Genomic DNA, 15,675 nt, shown 5'->3' on the forward strand with positions numbered 1-15,675 from the left:
GTCGACTATTAATGGCCACTGATGGCCGCAAGGCTTAAGCCCGGATAAAGTCCGTGGTCATACGAGATTCACAAAGGTGAGGTAGGCGATGTCGCGCATCATCCGTTTCCACAAGTTCGGCGCCGCCGACGTGCTGCGCTGCGAGGAACGGCCCGAGCCGAGCCCGGCCAGTGGCGAGGTGCAGGTCCGGGTCGAGGCGATCGGCATCAGTTGGTACGACGTGCTCTGGCGGCAAGACCTGGCCCCTTCGCAGGTGCGCCTGCCCTCTGGTATCGGCCATGAAATGGCCGGTGTGGTCACCGCCCTGGGCGAGGGCGTCGAGGATCTGGCGATCGGTGATCGGGTCGCCAGCTTTCCGGCCACCAGCCCCAACGACCACCCGGTCTACGGCGACGTCATCGTGCTGCCGCGCAGTGCGCTCACCCGTTACCCCGAGGTGCTCAGCCCGGTCGAGGCCAGCGTGCACTACACGCCGCTGCTGATCGCCTACTTCGCCTACATCGACTTGGCCCGGGCCAAACCTGGGCAAAGCGCGCTGGTCACCGATGCCAGCCACTGCGCGGGGCCCGCCTTCGTGCAGCTTGGCAAGGCGCTGGGCCTGCAGGTGTTCGCCGCCACCAAGGAGCCGGAGCAACGCGACTACCTGTTGCAACTGGGCGCCGACAAAGTGATCGTCACCGAAGAGCAGGACTTGCTCCTGCAGATCGGCAAGTACACCGGCGGACGTGGCGTGGACATGGTGCTCGATGGCATGGGCGGGCCGCAGATGTCGATGCTCGGCGATGTCCTGGCGCCGCGCGGCAGCCTGGTGCTGTACGGCCTGCAAGGCGGCAACCAGACCCCATTCCCGGCCTGTGCGGCGTTCAAGAAGAACATTCAGTTCCACCTGCACTGCGTGAGCAACTTCACCGGCAAGCCCGAGCTGGGCATCGCCCAGGACGAAGACGCTCTGCGCCGGGCGCTGGACGATATCAACCGGTTCACCGCCGAGCGCAAGCTGACCCCGCAGATCATCAAGGTCTACCCGTTCGAGCAGGTGGTCGACGCGCACCGGCACATGGATGCCTGCCCCTGTGGTGGCCGGGTAGTGCTGGACATGGGCGCAGTCGAGCCGAGCTGAACCCCGACCTCTTTTCCCTGACACAGCGCCCGCCTTACAGCGGGCGTTGTGGCGACTGCGGTTTGAAAACGCCTCCCTCTGAAACTTCCTACAGATCAACACAAAATCCCTTACAGGTTGGAGGAATAAAGCCTCATCGCCAACTGCGCCGGTGACTGACTACCGTTGTCGCTGAGGAAATGCTTCCCATGCCTGCCATGCTCAGGGGCAGGGAGGCTGTGTCGGAAGCCTGAGGTACTCAGGGAAGAGGGAGAAGGCGATGAGTGATATTCACGATCAAGCCATGCAGGCGATCTTTCGCCAGGTGCTGGAGCGTTTGCTCGAGCGGATGGCCCAGGCGCAGCGGGCCTCGCTGCAGTTGTTGATCCAGCGCTTGCTGGTCGCGGCCGGCGGCGCGCAGTCGATCGGACGTTTCCGCCTGGTGGTGTTGCACGGCCCGGACCGCGCCAGTGCGCACCTGCTGGCGTGCCTGCGCGCAGCGCAACTGAGCATTGCCCAGCGCTCGGCGCAGACCTTCAGCCTGCGTGTGGTGGTGCTGGCGCTGCCGGGCACCCGCGCGGTGGAACTGGCCAGGCACGAGCGCTGCTTCAATGCGTTGCTGTTGCACAGCGATGCGCGTGTCGAGCTGCTGGTGGCGCGACCTGAACGTGCCCAGCCGTTCGACGTGCAAGGGTTGCTCAACGAACCGGTCGATGCGCTCGGGCGAAAGGCCTGGCTATTGTCTGGGCATCTGCCCGGCGACCCGTTGCACAACCTGCTCGGCAGTCGCTCATGGCTGCAACTGGCCCACGCCTGCGCGCCGCTGCTGCGCTGTGAAGAGCAGGACTGCGCGCTGGTGATGGCCATGCCGGCCAGCCAGCGGCGGCGACTGCTGGCGTGGGGGCGGCGCTGCCTGCGCCTTGCCGACCCCGAGCAGCCCCCGCTGCCACCGTGCATCGCGGCTTGGGTCGAGGGCGTGGCGCGGCTGCACAGCCATCTGGCTCGCTTGCCCGAGCCGAGCGCGCGGGCCAGCGCTGCCTCGATCAACCATGCCTGCGCACACCCACTGCAGTTGCTCGACCTGGACGAACTGCTCCAGCACCTGGGCCGCCAGGATCACCTCGACCCTGTGCTCGGTTTCAAGGGCGACACCCCGGCGGCCCTGCCTGGCCTGCACGGGTTTTACGACCCGCAGTTGCAGGGCCATGTGCGCGGTCTGCAGGTGCAGCACCTGGCCGCGGGCAGTTACTTGCAGACTGTGCGCTCAGTGCTGGAGGCCTGTCAGCTGAGCCGCGGGCAGCTGTTCAGGCTGAGCCCGCAGGCCCTGCGCGATGAGGCCGAGCAACGGCTGGAGCGGGGTTATGGTGTTGACGCTCAGCAGATGGCCTGCCTGCTGTTCAGCCCGTTCATCGACCGTGGCCGGCGACTGGAACGCTTCATCCAGCGTTGTCACCCGAACATGGCGGTGGCGCTGCCGTACCTGCACGGCGCATTGCAGGGCCAGCCGTGTCCAGCCCCGGTGGTGCGCTGGCTGGTCGGTGTCAGCGGGCTGTCGCTGAGCACCCTGCGCGGGCTGTACGGCCTGCGCCTGGATGAACGGACTCTGCGCTTGTCGCGGCACCTGGCGCGACGTGATGCCGGGTTGCGTATGCGGGTCAGCGATGCCTGCGGTTGAGACCGCCGCGGGCAGCCCCCGCAGCAGGCGCGGGCAAAAAGGGGCTGCACGATGGGCGCAAAACGTCTAAGGTGCCGCGGCGCCGGCGGTCACACCAGGCAATACATGGCTTGCGCAGGCTGTGGCGGTAGAGGCTGCACGCCGTGCTGACGCGGTCCATACTGCCGCCGCCTGGAACAGGCTGGGCCACCGCGCTGGCAACGCTGGAGCGAACTCGCCTGGTGAGGTGCTGTCACCCGTATTCGAGGGTGCGGCTCGGCAGGTACGAGCCGTGCCACCCGCCGGCAGGACAAGCAACGAGCGGAAAACGCCCCAGGGCATGGAGTGAGGCCCGCGCAGCGCGGGATCGCAGAATGTGTACGAATAGCGGAGGTCGCTTGATGACCCAGGAAATGATGGAGGCGGGCCCTGCAGATGCAGAAGTTCTGTCAGTGTTCGACTTCGATGGCACCTTGACCCACCGCGACAGCTTTGTGCCCTTTTTACTGTTCGCCTTCGGCAAACGTGCCTTCGCCGTGCGCGTGCTGCGCATGCTGCCCGATTGCGTGCGTTACGTCGGCAAGGGCCTGACCCGCGATGAGCTCAAGGCGGCGCTGATCGCCACCTTCCTCACCGGCGTCGAAGAGCAGTGGGTGCAGCGCAAGGCAGCAGAGTTTCAGCGCGCGTTCTGGAAACGTCTGATGCGCCCGGCGGGGGTACGCTCGGTGGCCGCCGAGGTCGAAAGCGGCGCCCATGTCACGATCTGCTCGGCCTCGCCGCGGCTGGTGCTCACGCCGTTCGCCGACAAGCTGGGCATCAAGCTCATCGCCACCGAACTGGAAGTGGTCGATGGCCGCCTGACCGGCGCCATCAGTGGCAGCAACTGCCGCTGCGAAAATAAGGTGCTGCGACTGGAAGCTGTGTATGGCTCGCTGGATCAGTACCGGCTGCGGGCCTGGGGTGACACCCGCGGTGATCACGAATTGCTGGCTGCAGCGCACGAGCCGCACTGGCGGCATTTCCATCCACGCTGGAAGCGCGGGCGGCTGAAGGTCGAGCGTATCGTCGCGCGTCTGCGCGAAGGTGAGTCACTGTCCAATCCGGTGACAGGCACGCTGCGCAGCAAGGGCCCGCACGACCAGCAGCCCAGGCACTAGCGTGCACCGGCCGCAGCACCAGGCCAGCTCCCGGACTTGAAGGTACCCCTATGCAAGCAACCCACATCGGATTCCCCCCGCTGACCATGGCGGTGTTCGTCGGCATCGCCGTGGGCGCCTTGCTGCTGGACATCGCCACCCACCGCGGCGACAAGCCGGTGACCTTGCTCAAGGCGTCGCTGTGGTCGGTGTTCTGGATCGCCATCTCGCTGGGCTTCGCCGGTTTTCTGTACTACCAGCACGGCCCGCAGGCAGCGAGCCTGTTCGTCACCGGCTATGCCCTGGAAAAAGTGCTGAGCGTCGACAACCTGTTCGTGTTCATGGCGATCTTTGCCTGGTTCAAGGTGCCCGAGGGCCTGCGCCATCGGGTGCTGTACTGGGGCATCATGGGCGCCATCGTGTTTCGCGGCATCTTCGTGGCGATCGGTACCGGGCTGCTGGCGTTCGGCCCGTGGGTCGAGGTGGCGTTCGCGGTGATCGTGGCCTGGACGGCGATCATGATGCTGCGCTCAGGCGGTGACGACGAAGAAGAGGTCGATTACTCCAAACACATGGCCTACCGCTTCGCGAAAAAACTCTTCCCCGTGTGGCCCAAGCTGCACGGCAATCACTTCTTCGTGCGGCGCAAGATCCTCGAGGCCGAGTTGCTCAAGCCGGAAAACCACGGCATGACCCTGGCGGCCAAGGGTGGCCTGTTCGCCACGCCGCTGTTTCTGTGCCTGGTGGTGGCCGAGGTGTCGGACATCCTCTTCGCCTTCGACTCGGTACCGGCGGTGATCGCCGTCAGCCGCGAGCCGCTGATCGTCTACTCGGCCATGCTGTTCGCCATCCTCGGCCTGCGCACCATGTACTTCGTGCTCGAGGCGCTCAAGCGCTACCTGATTCACCTTGAGAAAGCCGTGATCGCGCTGCTGTTCTTCATTGCCGTGAAGCTTGCGCTCAGCGCCACCGATCACCTGTTCCAGCACGGCTACGTGATTGAGCCGAACACCAGCCTGCTGGTGGTCATGGTCACGTTGGTGATCGGCATTCTCGCAAGCCTGGTGTTCCCCGAAAAGAAAGCGGCCGAGCCCGAAGCCAAGTAATCGCGCCTTGGCCCCAGGCGTCATCGCGACGCCTGGGGCGCTCGCGGCGAACCGACCTACGGCCCTTGCGGCAACGGCTGATCTGTATGTATAAACAGTGCCCGTTTCCGTTTTGCCCGGCCTTGCATCGTGATCGCCCATTCTGTTCAAGACCCGCTCTACTACCTGCACAACTTCCGCCAGGTGCTCGCTTGGGTGGGGTCGCGCTATGCCGACCTGCTCGATGAGCAAGAGCAGCGCTTCATCCACGACTTCAACGACCTCGCCCAGCCGGCCCAGGCGCTGCTGGTGCGCATGGTCATGCGCAAAGGTGAGCTGTTTCGCAGCGACCGCCTCGACTACGCCGAAATCGGCGACACCCGCAGCGCCCTGGCGCCTTTGCTCGAGCAAGGCTGGGTGTGCGAGCAGGCGAGCCTGAGCATCGAGCAGGTGGCGGCGGTGCTGCGCAAGGAAGAGTTGGCCGAAGGCTTTCGAGCCATGCTGCGCCAGCCCAGGCTGGCCAAGTCGCAGCTGCTCGCGCAATTGAGCGAGTTGCAGCTGGCGCCGCGGCCGTTGGCGCAGTGGTGGCCGCAGTGTCCGATCAGCATCGTGCACTGGCGTCTGCAACCCTTGTGCGACCGCTTGCGTTTGCTGTTCTTCGGCAATCTGTACCAGGACTGGTCTGAATTCGTCCTCGCCGACCTCGGCCTGCTGCGTTTCGAACAGGTGGCGTTCTGCGCTGAATCGCGGGCATTGCGTCAGCGTAGCGAAGTGGCGTTGGCGATGGCCTTGCATCAGTGCGCCGAGCAGCTCGAGCAGGGCCAGCCGCCTGCGGAGATTCTTGCCACCCTCGACGGCCTGCATGCCGACAACCCCTGGCTGGAACGACGCCGTTCGCGGCTGCTGTACCAGGTTGGTCAGCAGTGCGAACGGCAGGCTGACTGGGCGCTGGCGCTGGCCGTCTACCAGGATTGCGCCCACGCCGAGGCGCGTATTCGCCAGGTGCGCGTGCACGAACGCAGCGAGCAGTGGCAGGCGGCCCATACACTGGCCCAGCAGATCGCCGCGGCGCCGCGCAATGCTTTGGAAGTGCAGGCTTGCGAGCGCATGCTGCCGCGCCTTGCGCGCAAGCTGGGCGGGCCGCCGCAAGCACGCCGACGCGCCCGTGCGGTGCAAACCCTGGAACTTGAATTGCCCCGTGAGCTGGCCAGCCTTGGGGTCGAGCGCGCCGTGCGTGAGCACCTGCTGCAAGAGGGCGGCGAGGTGCATTACGTGGAAAACACCCTGCTCAACAGCCTGTTCGGCCTGTTGTGCTGGGAGGCGGTGTTCGCGCCGATTCCAGGGGCGTTCTTCCACCCGTTCCAGAGTGCGCCGCAAGATCTGCACGATGTCGATTTCATGAGCCGTCGCCAAGCGCAGTTCGATCGCTGTCTGGCGCAACTGGCCGATGGCAGTTATCGCCAGGTGATCAACGAGCGCTTCCAGAGCAAATTCGGCCTGCAGTCGCCCTTCGTAATCTGGCAGGTGCTGACGCCGGCCTTGCTCGAACAGGCGCTGCACTGCCTGCCGCCGGCGCACCTGCAGGCGTGTTTCCTGCGCCTGTTGCAGGACATCCGCAACAACCGCACCGGCATGCCCGACCTGATCCAGTTCTGGCCGCAGCAGGGTGGCTACCGCATGATCGAAGTCAAAGGCCCCGGCGACCGCCTGCAGGACAACCAACTGCGCTGGCTGGCCTTCTGCGAGCAACACGGCCTGCCGGTGCAGGTGTGTCACGTGCGCTGGCGCGAGGCGGCATGAGCTACAGCGTGGCCGTGCGGGCGCTGTGCGAGTTCAGCGCCAAGGTCGGTGATCTCGACCTGCGCTTCACCCCATCGCCCACCGCCGAGCAAGGCATCGAAGGCCATCGCCGGGTGGTTTCCGGGCGCGCCGCAGGCTATGAGGCCGAGGTGACGCTGTCGGGAGAGTACCAGGGGCTCAAGGTGCGTGGCCGTGCCGATGGTTATGACCCGGCGCGCAATCGCCTGGAAGAGATCAAGACCCACCGCGGCGATCTTGCCCGTCAGCCAGACAACCACCGACAACTGCACTGGGCGCAGGCCAAGGTCTATGCCTGGCTGCTGTGCCAGAGCCGCGGGTTGTCCAGCATCGAGGTGACGCTGGTCTACTTGGACATCGACAGCCAGCGCGAGACGCTGATCAGCGAGCCGTACTCGGCTGATGCCTTGCAGGGCTTCTTCGAGCTGCAATGCCAGCGCTTCCTCGCCTGGGCACAGGCCCAGGAACAGCGCCTGGCCGCACGCGATGAAGGATTGCAGGCGCTGAGCTTTCCCTACCCAGCGTTTCGCCAGGGTCAACGCCAGTTGGCCGAAACCTTGTACAAGGCAGTCAGCACCGGCCGCTGTCTTCTTGCCCAGGCCAGCACCGGCATCGGCAAGACCCTCGGCACGCTATTTCCGCTGCTCAAGGCGATGGTCCCGCAGCGCCTAGACAAAGTGTTCTTCCTTACCGCCAAGACCCCAGGACGCAAGCTGGCCCTCGACGCCTTGCGCCAGATCGAGCAGGGTAGTGCCCAGCCGGCGCTGCGTACCCTCGAGCTGATCGCCCGCGACAAGGCCTGCGAACACCCAGACAGCGCCTGCCACGGCGAATCCTGCCCGCTGGCCAAGGGCTTCTACGATCGCCTGCCCGCCGCGCGCCAGGCCGCCGGGCAACGTCAGTCGCTCGACCAGGCCGGGTTGCGCGAGGTGGCGCTGGCGCACCAGGTGTGCCCGTATTACCTGGGCCAGGAAATGGCCCGTTGGGTCGATGTGGTGGTGGCCGACTACAACTACTACTTCGACGCCCACGCGCTGTTGTTCGGCCTGGCCCAGGTCAATCAGTGGCGGGTAGCAGTGCTGGTGGACGAAGCGCACAACCTGGTCGAGCGTGGCCGGCAGATGTACAGCGCAAGCTTCGATCAGGGTCAGTTGCAGGCCCTGCGTCAGCGCAAGCTCGAAGGCCTGGGCAGCGTGCTCGATCGCCTCAACCGGCAGTGGAACGCGCTGTACAAGGCGCAGGTGGCACCGTATCAGGCCAGCGACCGGGTGCCGGAGGCGTTCGTCGGCGCGGTGCAGCAGTTCATCGGCCAAATGCAGGAGCGCCTCGAGCAAAGCCCGGCCCAGGTGGATGGGCCACTGCTGCAGTTCTACTTCCAGGCCCTGCAGTTCAGCCGCGTGGCCGAGCTGTTCGACGAGCACTACCTGTTCGACATCACCCAGCGCCAAGGCCCGCGCAAGCGCCGCCTGGCCACGCTGTGCCTGCGCAACGTGGTGCCGGCGCGCCTGCTCGGGCCGCGCATGCAGGCGGCGCGCAGTGTCACGCTGTTTTCCGCGACCCTGGGCCCGCAGCAGTTCTACCGCGACCTGCTGGGCATGCCCAGCGACACCGCATGGCTGGAAGTGCAGGCGCCGTTTCGGGCCGAGCAGTTGCAGGTGCGTATCGTCAGCGATGTATCCACCCGCTATCACCAGCGCCAGGCGTCGGTGGCGCCGATCGTGGCGCTGATCGCCGAGCAGTATCAACGCCAGCCGGGCAACTATTTGGCGTTCTTCAGCAGCTTCGAATACCTGCAACAGGTGGCCGCCGAACTCGGCCGTTGCCATGGGCAGATTCCCAGTTGGTCGCAGGCCGCCGGCATGGATGAAGGGGCGCGTGAGGCCTTTCTGGCGCGTTTTGTCGCCGACGGCTGTGGGGTGGGCTTCGCGGTGCTCGGCGGCGCCTTCGCCGAAGGCGTGGATTTGCCCGGCACGCGGCTGATCGGCGCGTTCGTCGCCACCCTCGGCTTGCCCCAGGTCAACCCGGTCAATGAGCAGTTCAAGCAGCGCCTGGGCCGCCAGTACGGGGCCGGGTTCGACTACGCCTATCTCTACCCTGGCGTGCGCAAGGTGATCCAGGCGGCCGGACGGGTGATTCGCGGCGATGATGACCGCGGCGTGCTGCTGCTGATCGACGAGCGCTTCGCCGAGCCCCGGGTGCAGCAGATGTTTCCCGGCTGGTGGCGGCACGCGGCGCAATAATCACGGCCGGCCATCGCGCCGCACTGCAACTCTTCGTACACTGTGCGCTCTTACCCCCTACATTCGTTGAACTCGAGGTTCTTGCATGACGCTCAGTCCTTTGGCAGGCAAACCGGCTCCGGCCAGCGTGCTGGTCGATATCCCGCGCCTGCTGACTGCTTACTACACCGGCCGCCCTGATCCTGCCATCGCCGGGCAGCGCGTCGCCTTCGGCACCTCGGGCCACCGTGGCACCTCGCTGGAGCTGAGCTTCAACGAAGACCACGTGCTGGCGATCACCCAGGCCATCTGCCTGTACCGCGCCGCCAATGGCATCGATGGCCCACTGTTCATCGGCGCCGACACCCACGCGCTGTCGGCGCCGGCCGCCGCCAGTGCGCTGCAGGTGCTTGCCGCTAATGGCGTGCAGGTCATGCTGTCCAAGGACGACGAATACACCCCGACGCCGGCGGTGTCGCACGCCATCCTCTGCTACAACCGTGGACGTGCCAGCGGCCTGGCCGACGGCATCGTCATCACCCCCTCGCACAACCCGCCGCAAAGCGGTGGCTTCAAGTACAACCCGCCCAACGGCGGCCCCGCCGACAGCGACGTCACCAAGTGGATCGAAGCCAAGGCCAACGAACTGCTCGCCGCCGGCCTTGCCGGGGTCAAGCGCCTGGCCCATGCCGACGCCTTGCAGGCCGCCACTACCCAGCGCCATGACTACGTCAGCAGCTATGTGGCCGATCTGGAAAACGTCATCGACTTCGAGGTGATCCGCAACGCCAAGCTGCGCCTGGGCGTCGATCCGCTGGGCGGGGCAGGGGTGCGCTACTGGGCGGCCATCGCCGAGCGCTATCAGCTCGATCTGGAGGTGGTGAACAGCGAGGTCGACCCGACCTTCCGCTTCATGACCGTCGACTGGGACGGGCAGATTCGCATGGACCCGTCCTCGCCCTACGCCATGCAGGGCCTGATCGGCCTGCGCGAGCGCTTTGACGTGGCGTTCGCCTGCGACCCGGACCACGACCGCCACGGCATTGTCACCGCCGAGGGCCTGTTGGCGCCGAACAACTACCTGGCCGTGGCCATCGATTACCTGTACCGCCACCGCCCTGAATGGCGCCAGGACGCCGCAGTTGGCAAGACCGTGGTGTCCAGCGGCCTGATCGACCGCGTCACCGCGCGCCTGGGTCGCGAGCTGTACGAGGTGCCGGTGGGCTTCAAGTACTTCGCCCAGGGGCTGTTCGACGGCAGCCTCGGTTTTGGCGGCGAAGAAAGCGCCGGGGCGTCGTTCCTGCGCCGGGACGGTTCGGTGTGGGCCACCGACAAGGACGGGCTGATTCCGGCGCTGCTCGCGGCCGAGATGACCGCGCGCACCGGCCGCACTCCGAGCCAGGCCTACAACGACCTGACCCAAGCCTTGGGCAAGCCCTTCGCCACCCGCGTCGAGGCCAAGGCCGACGCGCGTCAGAAGGGCCTGCTGAGCAAGCTGGCGCCCGAGCAGGTGACCTCCACCGAGCTTGCCGGTGAGCCGATCGAGCAGATCCTCAGCCACGCGCCGGGCAACGGCCAGGCCATCGGTGGCCTGAAGGTCATGACCGCCGGCGCCCGCATCGGCATGATGAAAACTGTCTGGATCACCGAACTCACCACCGCCAGCCTGATCGTGCTGGCAGTGTTCCTACCCTATGCAGGATTGATGCTGATGCTGCCCCTTCTGGGACTGGTGCTGAACGGCACCTCGTCGGTGCTCTACGGCGCCGTGCCCGACCTCGCCGGGACGGGCAAGCGCGAGCGAGCTTTTGCGCTGTTCTACACAGGCACCATTGGCGGCGGGGCGTTGGCGCCGGTGGTGTTTGGTGAACTTGGGGATGTTCTTGGGGTTGCTTGGGCGGTGGTGGGGTTGGCGGGGGTTTTATTGGTGACGTTGCCGCTGGTTTGGTGGGTGGAGCGGGGGAGTGAGGCTTGATCGTTGATCGCCCCTGGATGAAGTTTGGCCGAGCGCGTCGTGCTGGTGAGGATGAAGGGTTGCAGATTGGGGAAGGGCGCTTGGGCGAAGGCGTGCACGCCCGGGAACATTATCCGTTCACGGACGACCTGAAAGGATTGTCGCGAACTATGCTAGTGGGCGATGTAAGTGTTCAGGAGCTTACTGCCAAAGAGGCTGCATGCCAGGTTTGGTATAGCCCCAAACGCGTGGTATCCCGGCCTCTAACGAGAAAGGAATGTGGTGTTTTCGTAGCGTTGAAAGCAGCCAATCGAGTGATCCCGCCTGAATTTCGAGCCACTCAATTTCTGCTACTGGGTGAATGTGGTAATGCCATTCTCGATCCCAGCCAGTGCAGTGATCCCTCGGAGCCAAGATACCCCGCAATCTGAACGCAGGGTTCATGTGCGGGGCATCAAGCATTGCCTGGATCAGCTCAGCCCACTTGGTGTTGTTCATCACAGGGTAAATCGAGCCCGCCGTCAGCAGCCGGCGAATTGTCTTCTTTGCAGCCTCTTCTGGTTCTGGCAGTTGATACATAAGATTCGCGCAGTGGTATGAAGTGGGTACAGTTCAACCCAAGTGTAGTTGTCTACTAACCCCGGATACCTTACAAGATCTCGGGCTGTCTGCCGCATTGCTTCAGAGCTTCAATGCAGACATGCCATGTCGGAACTTCACCCCGCACAAAGGCATCAGATAGCCGTTCGGCAGTCCCTCGAACCCAAGGGCCGCCAGGAAATCAGGGAGTGATCAATGTACAAGTTCCAAAGGTATGGTTGGTGCGTAGCGCTGGCAGGCATCGTTGCCATGACTGGCTGCAATTCGATCCTGTACGGCAAGCAATACGCTGTTCCTCAGCCGGGTGAGCCTTCAGCGACCGTGCGTATGAAGTACGACCGCGACGCTAGGCTGGATATCATGACTTTCAATGACAAGGGGTGCTACGCGGGTTACACCACGCTGCTGGGTAGCGGTGGTTTTGTCGAGTCTCCAGTGGCTGTTGATAAAGAACTGATCATGACGTATCAGAGCGCAGTCGGAGGTATGGAATGCAAGGTTCCGTTCTCTTTCACGCCTGAGAAAGGGGCTACGTATACCGTCGTTAACGGCTCTTGGAGCGAGGACCGGAAAGGCTTTCTCTCCGCGATCAGTCCAGACCAGTACTTTTGTGGCGTGAATGTCATCAAAAAAGTTGGCGATCAGGAAAGCGTTGAGCCTGTTCAGCCGCTGCGAATCGAAACTGGATTTGCCTGCCTCAAGTGGGTGAAATAGGACTTTGGTGTAGCTTGTACGCAGATCGGTTCATCAGACCGATCTGATGAAATCATTATGTGCATGGCAGAAGTCGGTTACCGACAGAACCTAAGAGGCTGCCACATGCACTGCATTTAACATAATACACATTATGCGAACTTTCGCATAAACCCAACACACCCAATCTCCCCAACCACCGAAACACCCCCAATCCATAACCCCAACCAGCGAGTCTCCACCTCCCACTCAAACAAACCATCACCCCTCAACCCGCGTCCCCTGATGAAACACCATCTGCCACCCAACCACCCCCAACCGCCAAACCGAACTGCGCAGCGACGTCACCATCGCGCCGTGCTCATCGCGTTGTACACAGCGGTACGTCGCCACGGCAACGTCAGACGTAAGCACTTGCAGGTGGAAGTTTTCGAGAATGCGTTCGTTGGGGGTTTCGCTGTGTAGCGCGGCGATGGCTTGGGGTTTGTTGCAGGTCGATCCGCTGGCGGTGAACTCGATGAAGGTGTCGGCCAGGAGTTGGTTGAGTTTGCGGGGGTCGCGGCGGGTTTGTGGTTGAAGCAGTTGGCGCTCCAGGTTCAGGAGCTGGCGTTTGATGTCCGTATCCATACGTGGATTGCCTTGAAATCAGTGCGCCGGGCGTTGGGCTGGTGACGCCCGGCGCTGTTTGACGGGGGTTCAGGCGAACAATTGCAGGGCGTCGTCGTTCCAGTCATGGCCGTCTTCAGACCACCCATTGCCGGTCGCCGGCGGGAAGCCGCTGCGGCAGTAGCCGCGTTTGCTGTGGAAATCGAATACGGCGTGGGGATAGTCGTTGATCAGCAGGACGGCTTTGAGGTGGTCCTGGGACCAGCCGATGCGTACCGTCGAGGGTTTTTCGCGGTCGGAGATGTCTTGCACGTTATAGATGTGCAAGGCGTCCTGAATGGGGTTGTCGTCTTTGCTGCTGTCCAAGGCGTAGAAGTAGCCGGTTTCACCGTCATCTTCGAATACGGCTGCGTACGGGCCTTGGGCTGCGGGGCCTTCGCTGACCAGTTCGGTGCCGGGGAGCCATTCACTTTCGGCGGCCAGGTAGATGGGCATGGGGAGGTTCCTTGCGCTGAGTGAGGTGCCCATAGTGGCCGAACGGTTCTATCGGCGACAAGTCAGCAGGTTGATTCGTGATAGAGGTCTGGTCAGAATCGGGACTTCAGCGCCCTACTTCTAAAACCTCAATTAAAACAATAAGTTAACTCGACTAAATGAATATTTAGTCGAGTTAACTTAGGGGTTGCTGGCAGATCATCTGAATCGGGGTGCTGCTACGGGTTGTTGCGCAGGCTTCAGGCTCAGGCGATCACCGCTGTTTCACCGGCATTCGACACGTCTTCACCACCGCTGCGTCCGTGCTGGGCCTGCCCTGTCGGGGCGGCTGGGTTTTCCCGGGTGCCAGATAGCCGCCAGCGTACATCGGTGATGCCGTAGCGCTCGGCCATGGGCCGACTGACCTTCCTGATCTTCTCGCGTCCGAACTTGGGGATGATGCCGATGCCGGCATCGCAACTGGCCCAATGCCAGGCTTCGGCATTGTCCATGCGTTCAAGACGGATGATGAAGCTGCGCAGTTGGTCGTGCAGGCGGTAATCGATGATGTAAAGCTGTGGAGCTGGCATCGAACGGCCCTCCTCTTCTCCATGGATGACTTAGGGTTGATTGATCGGGTTCGGGAAAATTCAAAACATTATCGCCCTGCCTGGCCGAGCGGCTCGTCGGCCGCTGGCAAGGCACGCTGGCGAGTCGCAGGCGCAAGCCGTCAGGCGTCGAGCTTGAGGATGACCTTGCAGCAGCCGGGGCGTTTTTCGTCGTACATCTCATAGCCGAGCACGGCATCGCTCAGCGGTAGCCGATGGGTGATCAGCCGTTCCGGACGCAACCGCCCTGCCTGCAAGTGCTCACACAGCTCGGCCAGGTAGGCGTGCACGTGGGTCTTGCCCATGTGGAACGACAAGCCTTTGTCGAACGCTGCGCCCAGTTGCAGGCTGTGCATCAGGCCTGAGTACATGCCTGCCACGCTGACCACACCGCCGCGGCGCACCGCCTCGATGCACTGGCGCAGGGCTTTGCCGCTGCTGCCTTCGAAGCCGAACATGTTCATCACCGCTTCGACCGTGGTGCCGCTGGCTTCGAAGCCGACGGCGTCGATCACCGCGTCCACGCCACGCTGGCCGCGGGTCGCGTTGACGATGGTCCGCGCCGGGTCGTGGTCATGGTAGAAGTTGACCGGAATCACCCCGTAGGTGTCGGCGGCAAACTTCAGGCGATAGCTGTATTCATCGACCAGGAAGATCTGTTCTGCGCCAAGCATGCGCGCCATCTCCGCAGCCAGCAGGCCTACCGGGCCGGCACCGAAGATCGCCACGGAACTGCCCTCGCCCACCTTGGCGTTGCTGATCGCCTGCCAGGCGGTGGGCAAGGTGTCGGAGAGCAGCAGCGCTGCTTCATCGCTGATGCCATCGGGCACCTTGAAGGCATTGATATTGCCCTTGGGAACGCGCACGTACTCGGCCTGCCCGCCTGGCACGCCGCCGTACAGGTGGCCGTAGCCGAACAGCGCAGCGCCGCTGTGGGTGGCGTGTTCGCCGGAGATCACCGTGGAGTTGGGGTTGGTGGTTTCGCAGGCGGCGTATTGCTGCTGCTGACAGAAATAGCATTCGCCGCAGGCGATGATGAACGGCACCACCACGCGGTCGCCCTCGGCCACCGCCGTCACCGCGCTGCCGACCTTGACCACCGTGCCCATGAACTCGTGACCGAGAATGTCGCCCTTGCGCACGCTGGGAATCTTGTCGTGGTACAGGTGTAGATCCGAGCCGCAGATGCCACTGAGGCTGACCCGCACCAGCACGTCATCGTCGTGCTCGATGACCGGGTCGGGCACCGACAGCACTTTGACCTCTCCAGCCCCCTGATACGTCAATGCAAGCATGGTGCTTCTCCTTCAGGCGAAAAAGAAAAGACCCCTTGCCAGCTGATTGCTCACGGGGCCTGAACCCAGCCTAGCAAAGGCCTGGGCATTGCGTGGGTGGCTACTGTTCGGGTTCGCGGCGGTGGCTGTTCAGGCCCCCTTTGCGCCCGGCTTCGGAGGCGCGCGCGGGGTCGTTGGCGAAATTGCCGCCCGAGGCCTGACCACCCTTCTGTCCGGCCCGCGCAGCGCGCTGCGGGTCGTTGGCGAAGTTGCCGGCGTTGTTGGCCTTGCTGCCGCCACGCTGGCTGACCTGTTCTGGATCACGTGCCATGTGCAGTCTCCTTGCCTGGTAAGTGTGAAAGGTCGAGGGCTGAGCGCTGCCCTGCATAAGGTCTGAGCACGGCATGTGCCGCGCGATTCCCTGCAGCCTGCGCTGAACCGACCAACGGGTTGGC

General features: G+C 63.9%; 13 protein-coding genes and 1 pseudogene. 8 read left to right on the plus strand and 6 right to left on the minus strand.

The genetic code is table 11. From position 1 onward, the window contains the following. Nucleotides 1-88: 88 nt before the first annotated feature. The 7 genes and pseudogenes from H618_RS0105705 to pgm form a co-directional block, all read left to right on the plus strand. Nucleotides 89-1,120: a zinc-dependent alcohol dehydrogenase family protein gene (locus tag H618_RS0105705; protein ID WP_028694162.1), complete on the plus strand. Its 1,032-nt coding sequence runs from the start codon at nt 89-91 to the stop codon at nt 1,118-1,120. A 259-nt stretch (nt 1,121-1,379) separates the two neighbouring features. Beyond that, the gene (locus tag H618_RS0105710; protein WP_028694163.1) at nt 1,380-2,774 is read left to right on the plus strand and encodes a hypothetical protein; all 1,395 of its coding nucleotides are present in this window, start codon (nt 1,380-1,382) and stop codon (nt 2,772-2,774) included. A 380-nt stretch (nt 2,775-3,154) separates the two neighbouring features. Beyond that, a complete protein-coding gene (locus H618_RS21290; protein ID WP_050577217.1) occupies nt 3,155-3,910 on the plus strand; it encodes an HAD family hydrolase in 756 nt (251 codons plus the stop codon). A 50-nt stretch (nt 3,911-3,960) separates the two neighbouring features. Beyond that, nucleotides 3,961-4,995: a TerC/Alx family metal homeostasis membrane protein gene (locus H618_RS0105720; RefSeq protein ID WP_028694164.1), complete on the plus strand. Its 1,035-nt coding sequence runs from the start codon at nt 3,961-3,963 to the stop codon at nt 4,993-4,995. 129 nt (nt 4,996-5,124) lie between these two features. Beyond that, the gene (locus H618_RS0105725) at nt 5,125-6,774 is read left to right on the plus strand and encodes a VRR-NUC domain-containing protein (RefSeq protein ID WP_028694165.1); all 1,650 of its coding nucleotides are present in this window, start codon (nt 5,125-5,127) and stop codon (nt 6,772-6,774) included. Next, the gene (locus tag H618_RS0105730; RefSeq protein WP_028694166.1) at nt 6,771-9,032 is read left to right on the plus strand and encodes an ATP-dependent DNA helicase; all 2,262 of its coding nucleotides are present in this window, start codon (nt 6,771-6,773) and stop codon (nt 9,030-9,032) included. The genes H618_RS0105725 and H618_RS0105730 overlap by 4 nt, the downstream gene beginning before the upstream one ends. A gap of 85 nt (nt 9,033-9,117) precedes the next feature. After that, nucleotides 9,118-10,620: pseudogene (gene pgm, locus H618_RS21295) on the plus strand (phosphoglucomutase (alpha-D-glucose-1,6-bisphosphate-dependent)); the annotation flags it as partial. Between the two features lie 546 nt (nt 10,621-11,166). Here pgm and H618_RS22730 read toward each other — a convergent pair. Continuing rightward, nucleotides 11,167-11,544, minus strand: a complete 378-nt coding sequence (locus H618_RS22730; protein ID WP_154660621.1) for a DUF6678 family protein — start codon at nt 11,542-11,544, stop codon at nt 11,167-11,169. A gap of 216 nt (nt 11,545-11,760) precedes the next feature. Between H618_RS22730 and H618_RS0105740 the strand changes: the two genes are divergently transcribed. Next, nucleotides 11,761-12,279 (plus strand): hypothetical protein, encoded by a 519-nt coding sequence (locus H618_RS0105740; protein ID WP_028694167.1) that lies wholly within the window; start codon nt 11,761-11,763, stop codon nt 12,277-12,279. Between the two features lie 240 nt (nt 12,280-12,519). Here H618_RS0105740 and H618_RS0105745 read toward each other — a convergent pair whose 3' ends face one another. The 5 genes from H618_RS0105745 to H618_RS0105765 all read right to left on the minus strand — a co-directional run bounded on the left by H618_RS0105745 (nt 12,520) and on the right by H618_RS0105765 (nt 15,551). Further along, entirely contained in the window at nt 12,520-12,885 is a 366-nt protein-coding gene (locus H618_RS0105745; protein WP_028694168.1) for a nuclear transport factor 2 family protein, read from the minus strand. A 69-nt stretch (nt 12,886-12,954) separates the two neighbouring features. Continuing rightward, entirely contained in the window at nt 12,955-13,359 is a 405-nt protein-coding gene (locus H618_RS0105750) for a DUF2251 domain-containing protein (protein WP_028694169.1), read from the minus strand. Between the two features lie 245 nt (nt 13,360-13,604). Next, nucleotides 13,605-13,928: a DUF6555 family protein gene (locus H618_RS21300; protein WP_245586754.1), complete on the minus strand. Its 324-nt coding sequence runs from the start codon at nt 13,926-13,928 to the stop codon at nt 13,605-13,607. A 140-nt stretch (nt 13,929-14,068) separates the two neighbouring features. After that, nucleotides 14,069-15,241 carry a zinc-dependent alcohol dehydrogenase gene (locus tag H618_RS0105760; RefSeq protein ID WP_028694170.1) on the minus strand — a complete coding sequence of 391 codons (1,173 nt, stop codon included), beginning with the start codon at nt 15,239-15,241 and terminating at the stop codon, nt 14,069-14,071. A gap of 100 nt (nt 15,242-15,341) precedes the next feature. Continuing rightward, nucleotides 15,342-15,551, minus strand: a complete 210-nt coding sequence (locus H618_RS0105765) for a con-10 family general stress protein (RefSeq protein WP_028694171.1) — start codon at nt 15,549-15,551, stop codon at nt 15,342-15,344. Between the last annotated feature and the right edge of the window lie 124 nt (nt 15,552-15,675).

The organism is Pseudomonas cremoricolorata DSM 17059 = NBRC 16634 (genome assembly GCF_000425745.1).
Lineage (GTDB): Bacteria > Pseudomonadota > Gammaproteobacteria > Pseudomonadales > Pseudomonadaceae > Aquipseudomonas > Aquipseudomonas cremoricolorata.

Bases quoted from the DNA above. Each gene is read 5' to 3' on its own strand.
- H618_RS0105745 (WP_028694168.1), bottom strand. From the start codon at position 12,885: ATGGATACGGACATCAAACGCCAGCTCCTGAACCTGGAGCGCCAACTG.
- H618_RS22730 (WP_154660621.1), bottom strand. From the start codon at position 11,544: ATGTATCAACTGCCAGAACCAGAAGAGGCTGCAAAGAAGACAATTCGC.
- H618_RS0105740 (WP_028694167.1), top strand. From the start codon at position 11,761: ATGTACAAGTTCCAAAGGTATGGTTGGTGCGTAGCGCTGGCAGGCATC.
- H618_RS0105765 (WP_028694171.1), bottom strand. From the start codon at position 15,551: ATGGCACGTGATCCAGAACAGGTCAGCCAGCGTGGCGGCAGCAAGGCC.
- H618_RS21300 (WP_245586754.1), bottom strand. From the start codon at position 13,928: ATGCCAGCTCCACAGCTTTACATCATCGATTACCGCCTGCACGACCAA.
- H618_RS21290 (WP_050577217.1), top strand. From the start codon at position 3,155: ATGACCCAGGAAATGATGGAGGCGGGCCCTGCAGATGCAGAAGTTCTG.
- H618_RS0105750 (WP_028694169.1), bottom strand. From the start codon at position 13,359: ATGCCCATCTACCTGGCCGCCGAAAGTGAATGGCTCCCCGGCACCGAA.
- H618_RS0105730 (WP_028694166.1), top strand. From the start codon at position 6,771: ATGAGCTACAGCGTGGCCGTGCGGGCGCTGTGCGAGTTCAGCGCCAAG.
- H618_RS0105710 (WP_028694163.1), top strand. From the start codon at position 1,380: ATGAGTGATATTCACGATCAAGCCATGCAGGCGATCTTTCGCCAGGTG.
- H618_RS0105705 (WP_028694162.1), top strand. From the start codon at position 89: ATGTCGCGCATCATCCGTTTCCACAAGTTCGGCGCCGCCGACGTGCTG.
- H618_RS0105720 (WP_028694164.1), top strand. From the start codon at position 3,961: ATGCAAGCAACCCACATCGGATTCCCCCCGCTGACCATGGCGGTGTTC.
- H618_RS0105760 (WP_028694170.1), bottom strand. From the start codon at position 15,241: ATGCTTGCATTGACGTATCAGGGGGCTGGAGAGGTCAAAGTGCTGTCG.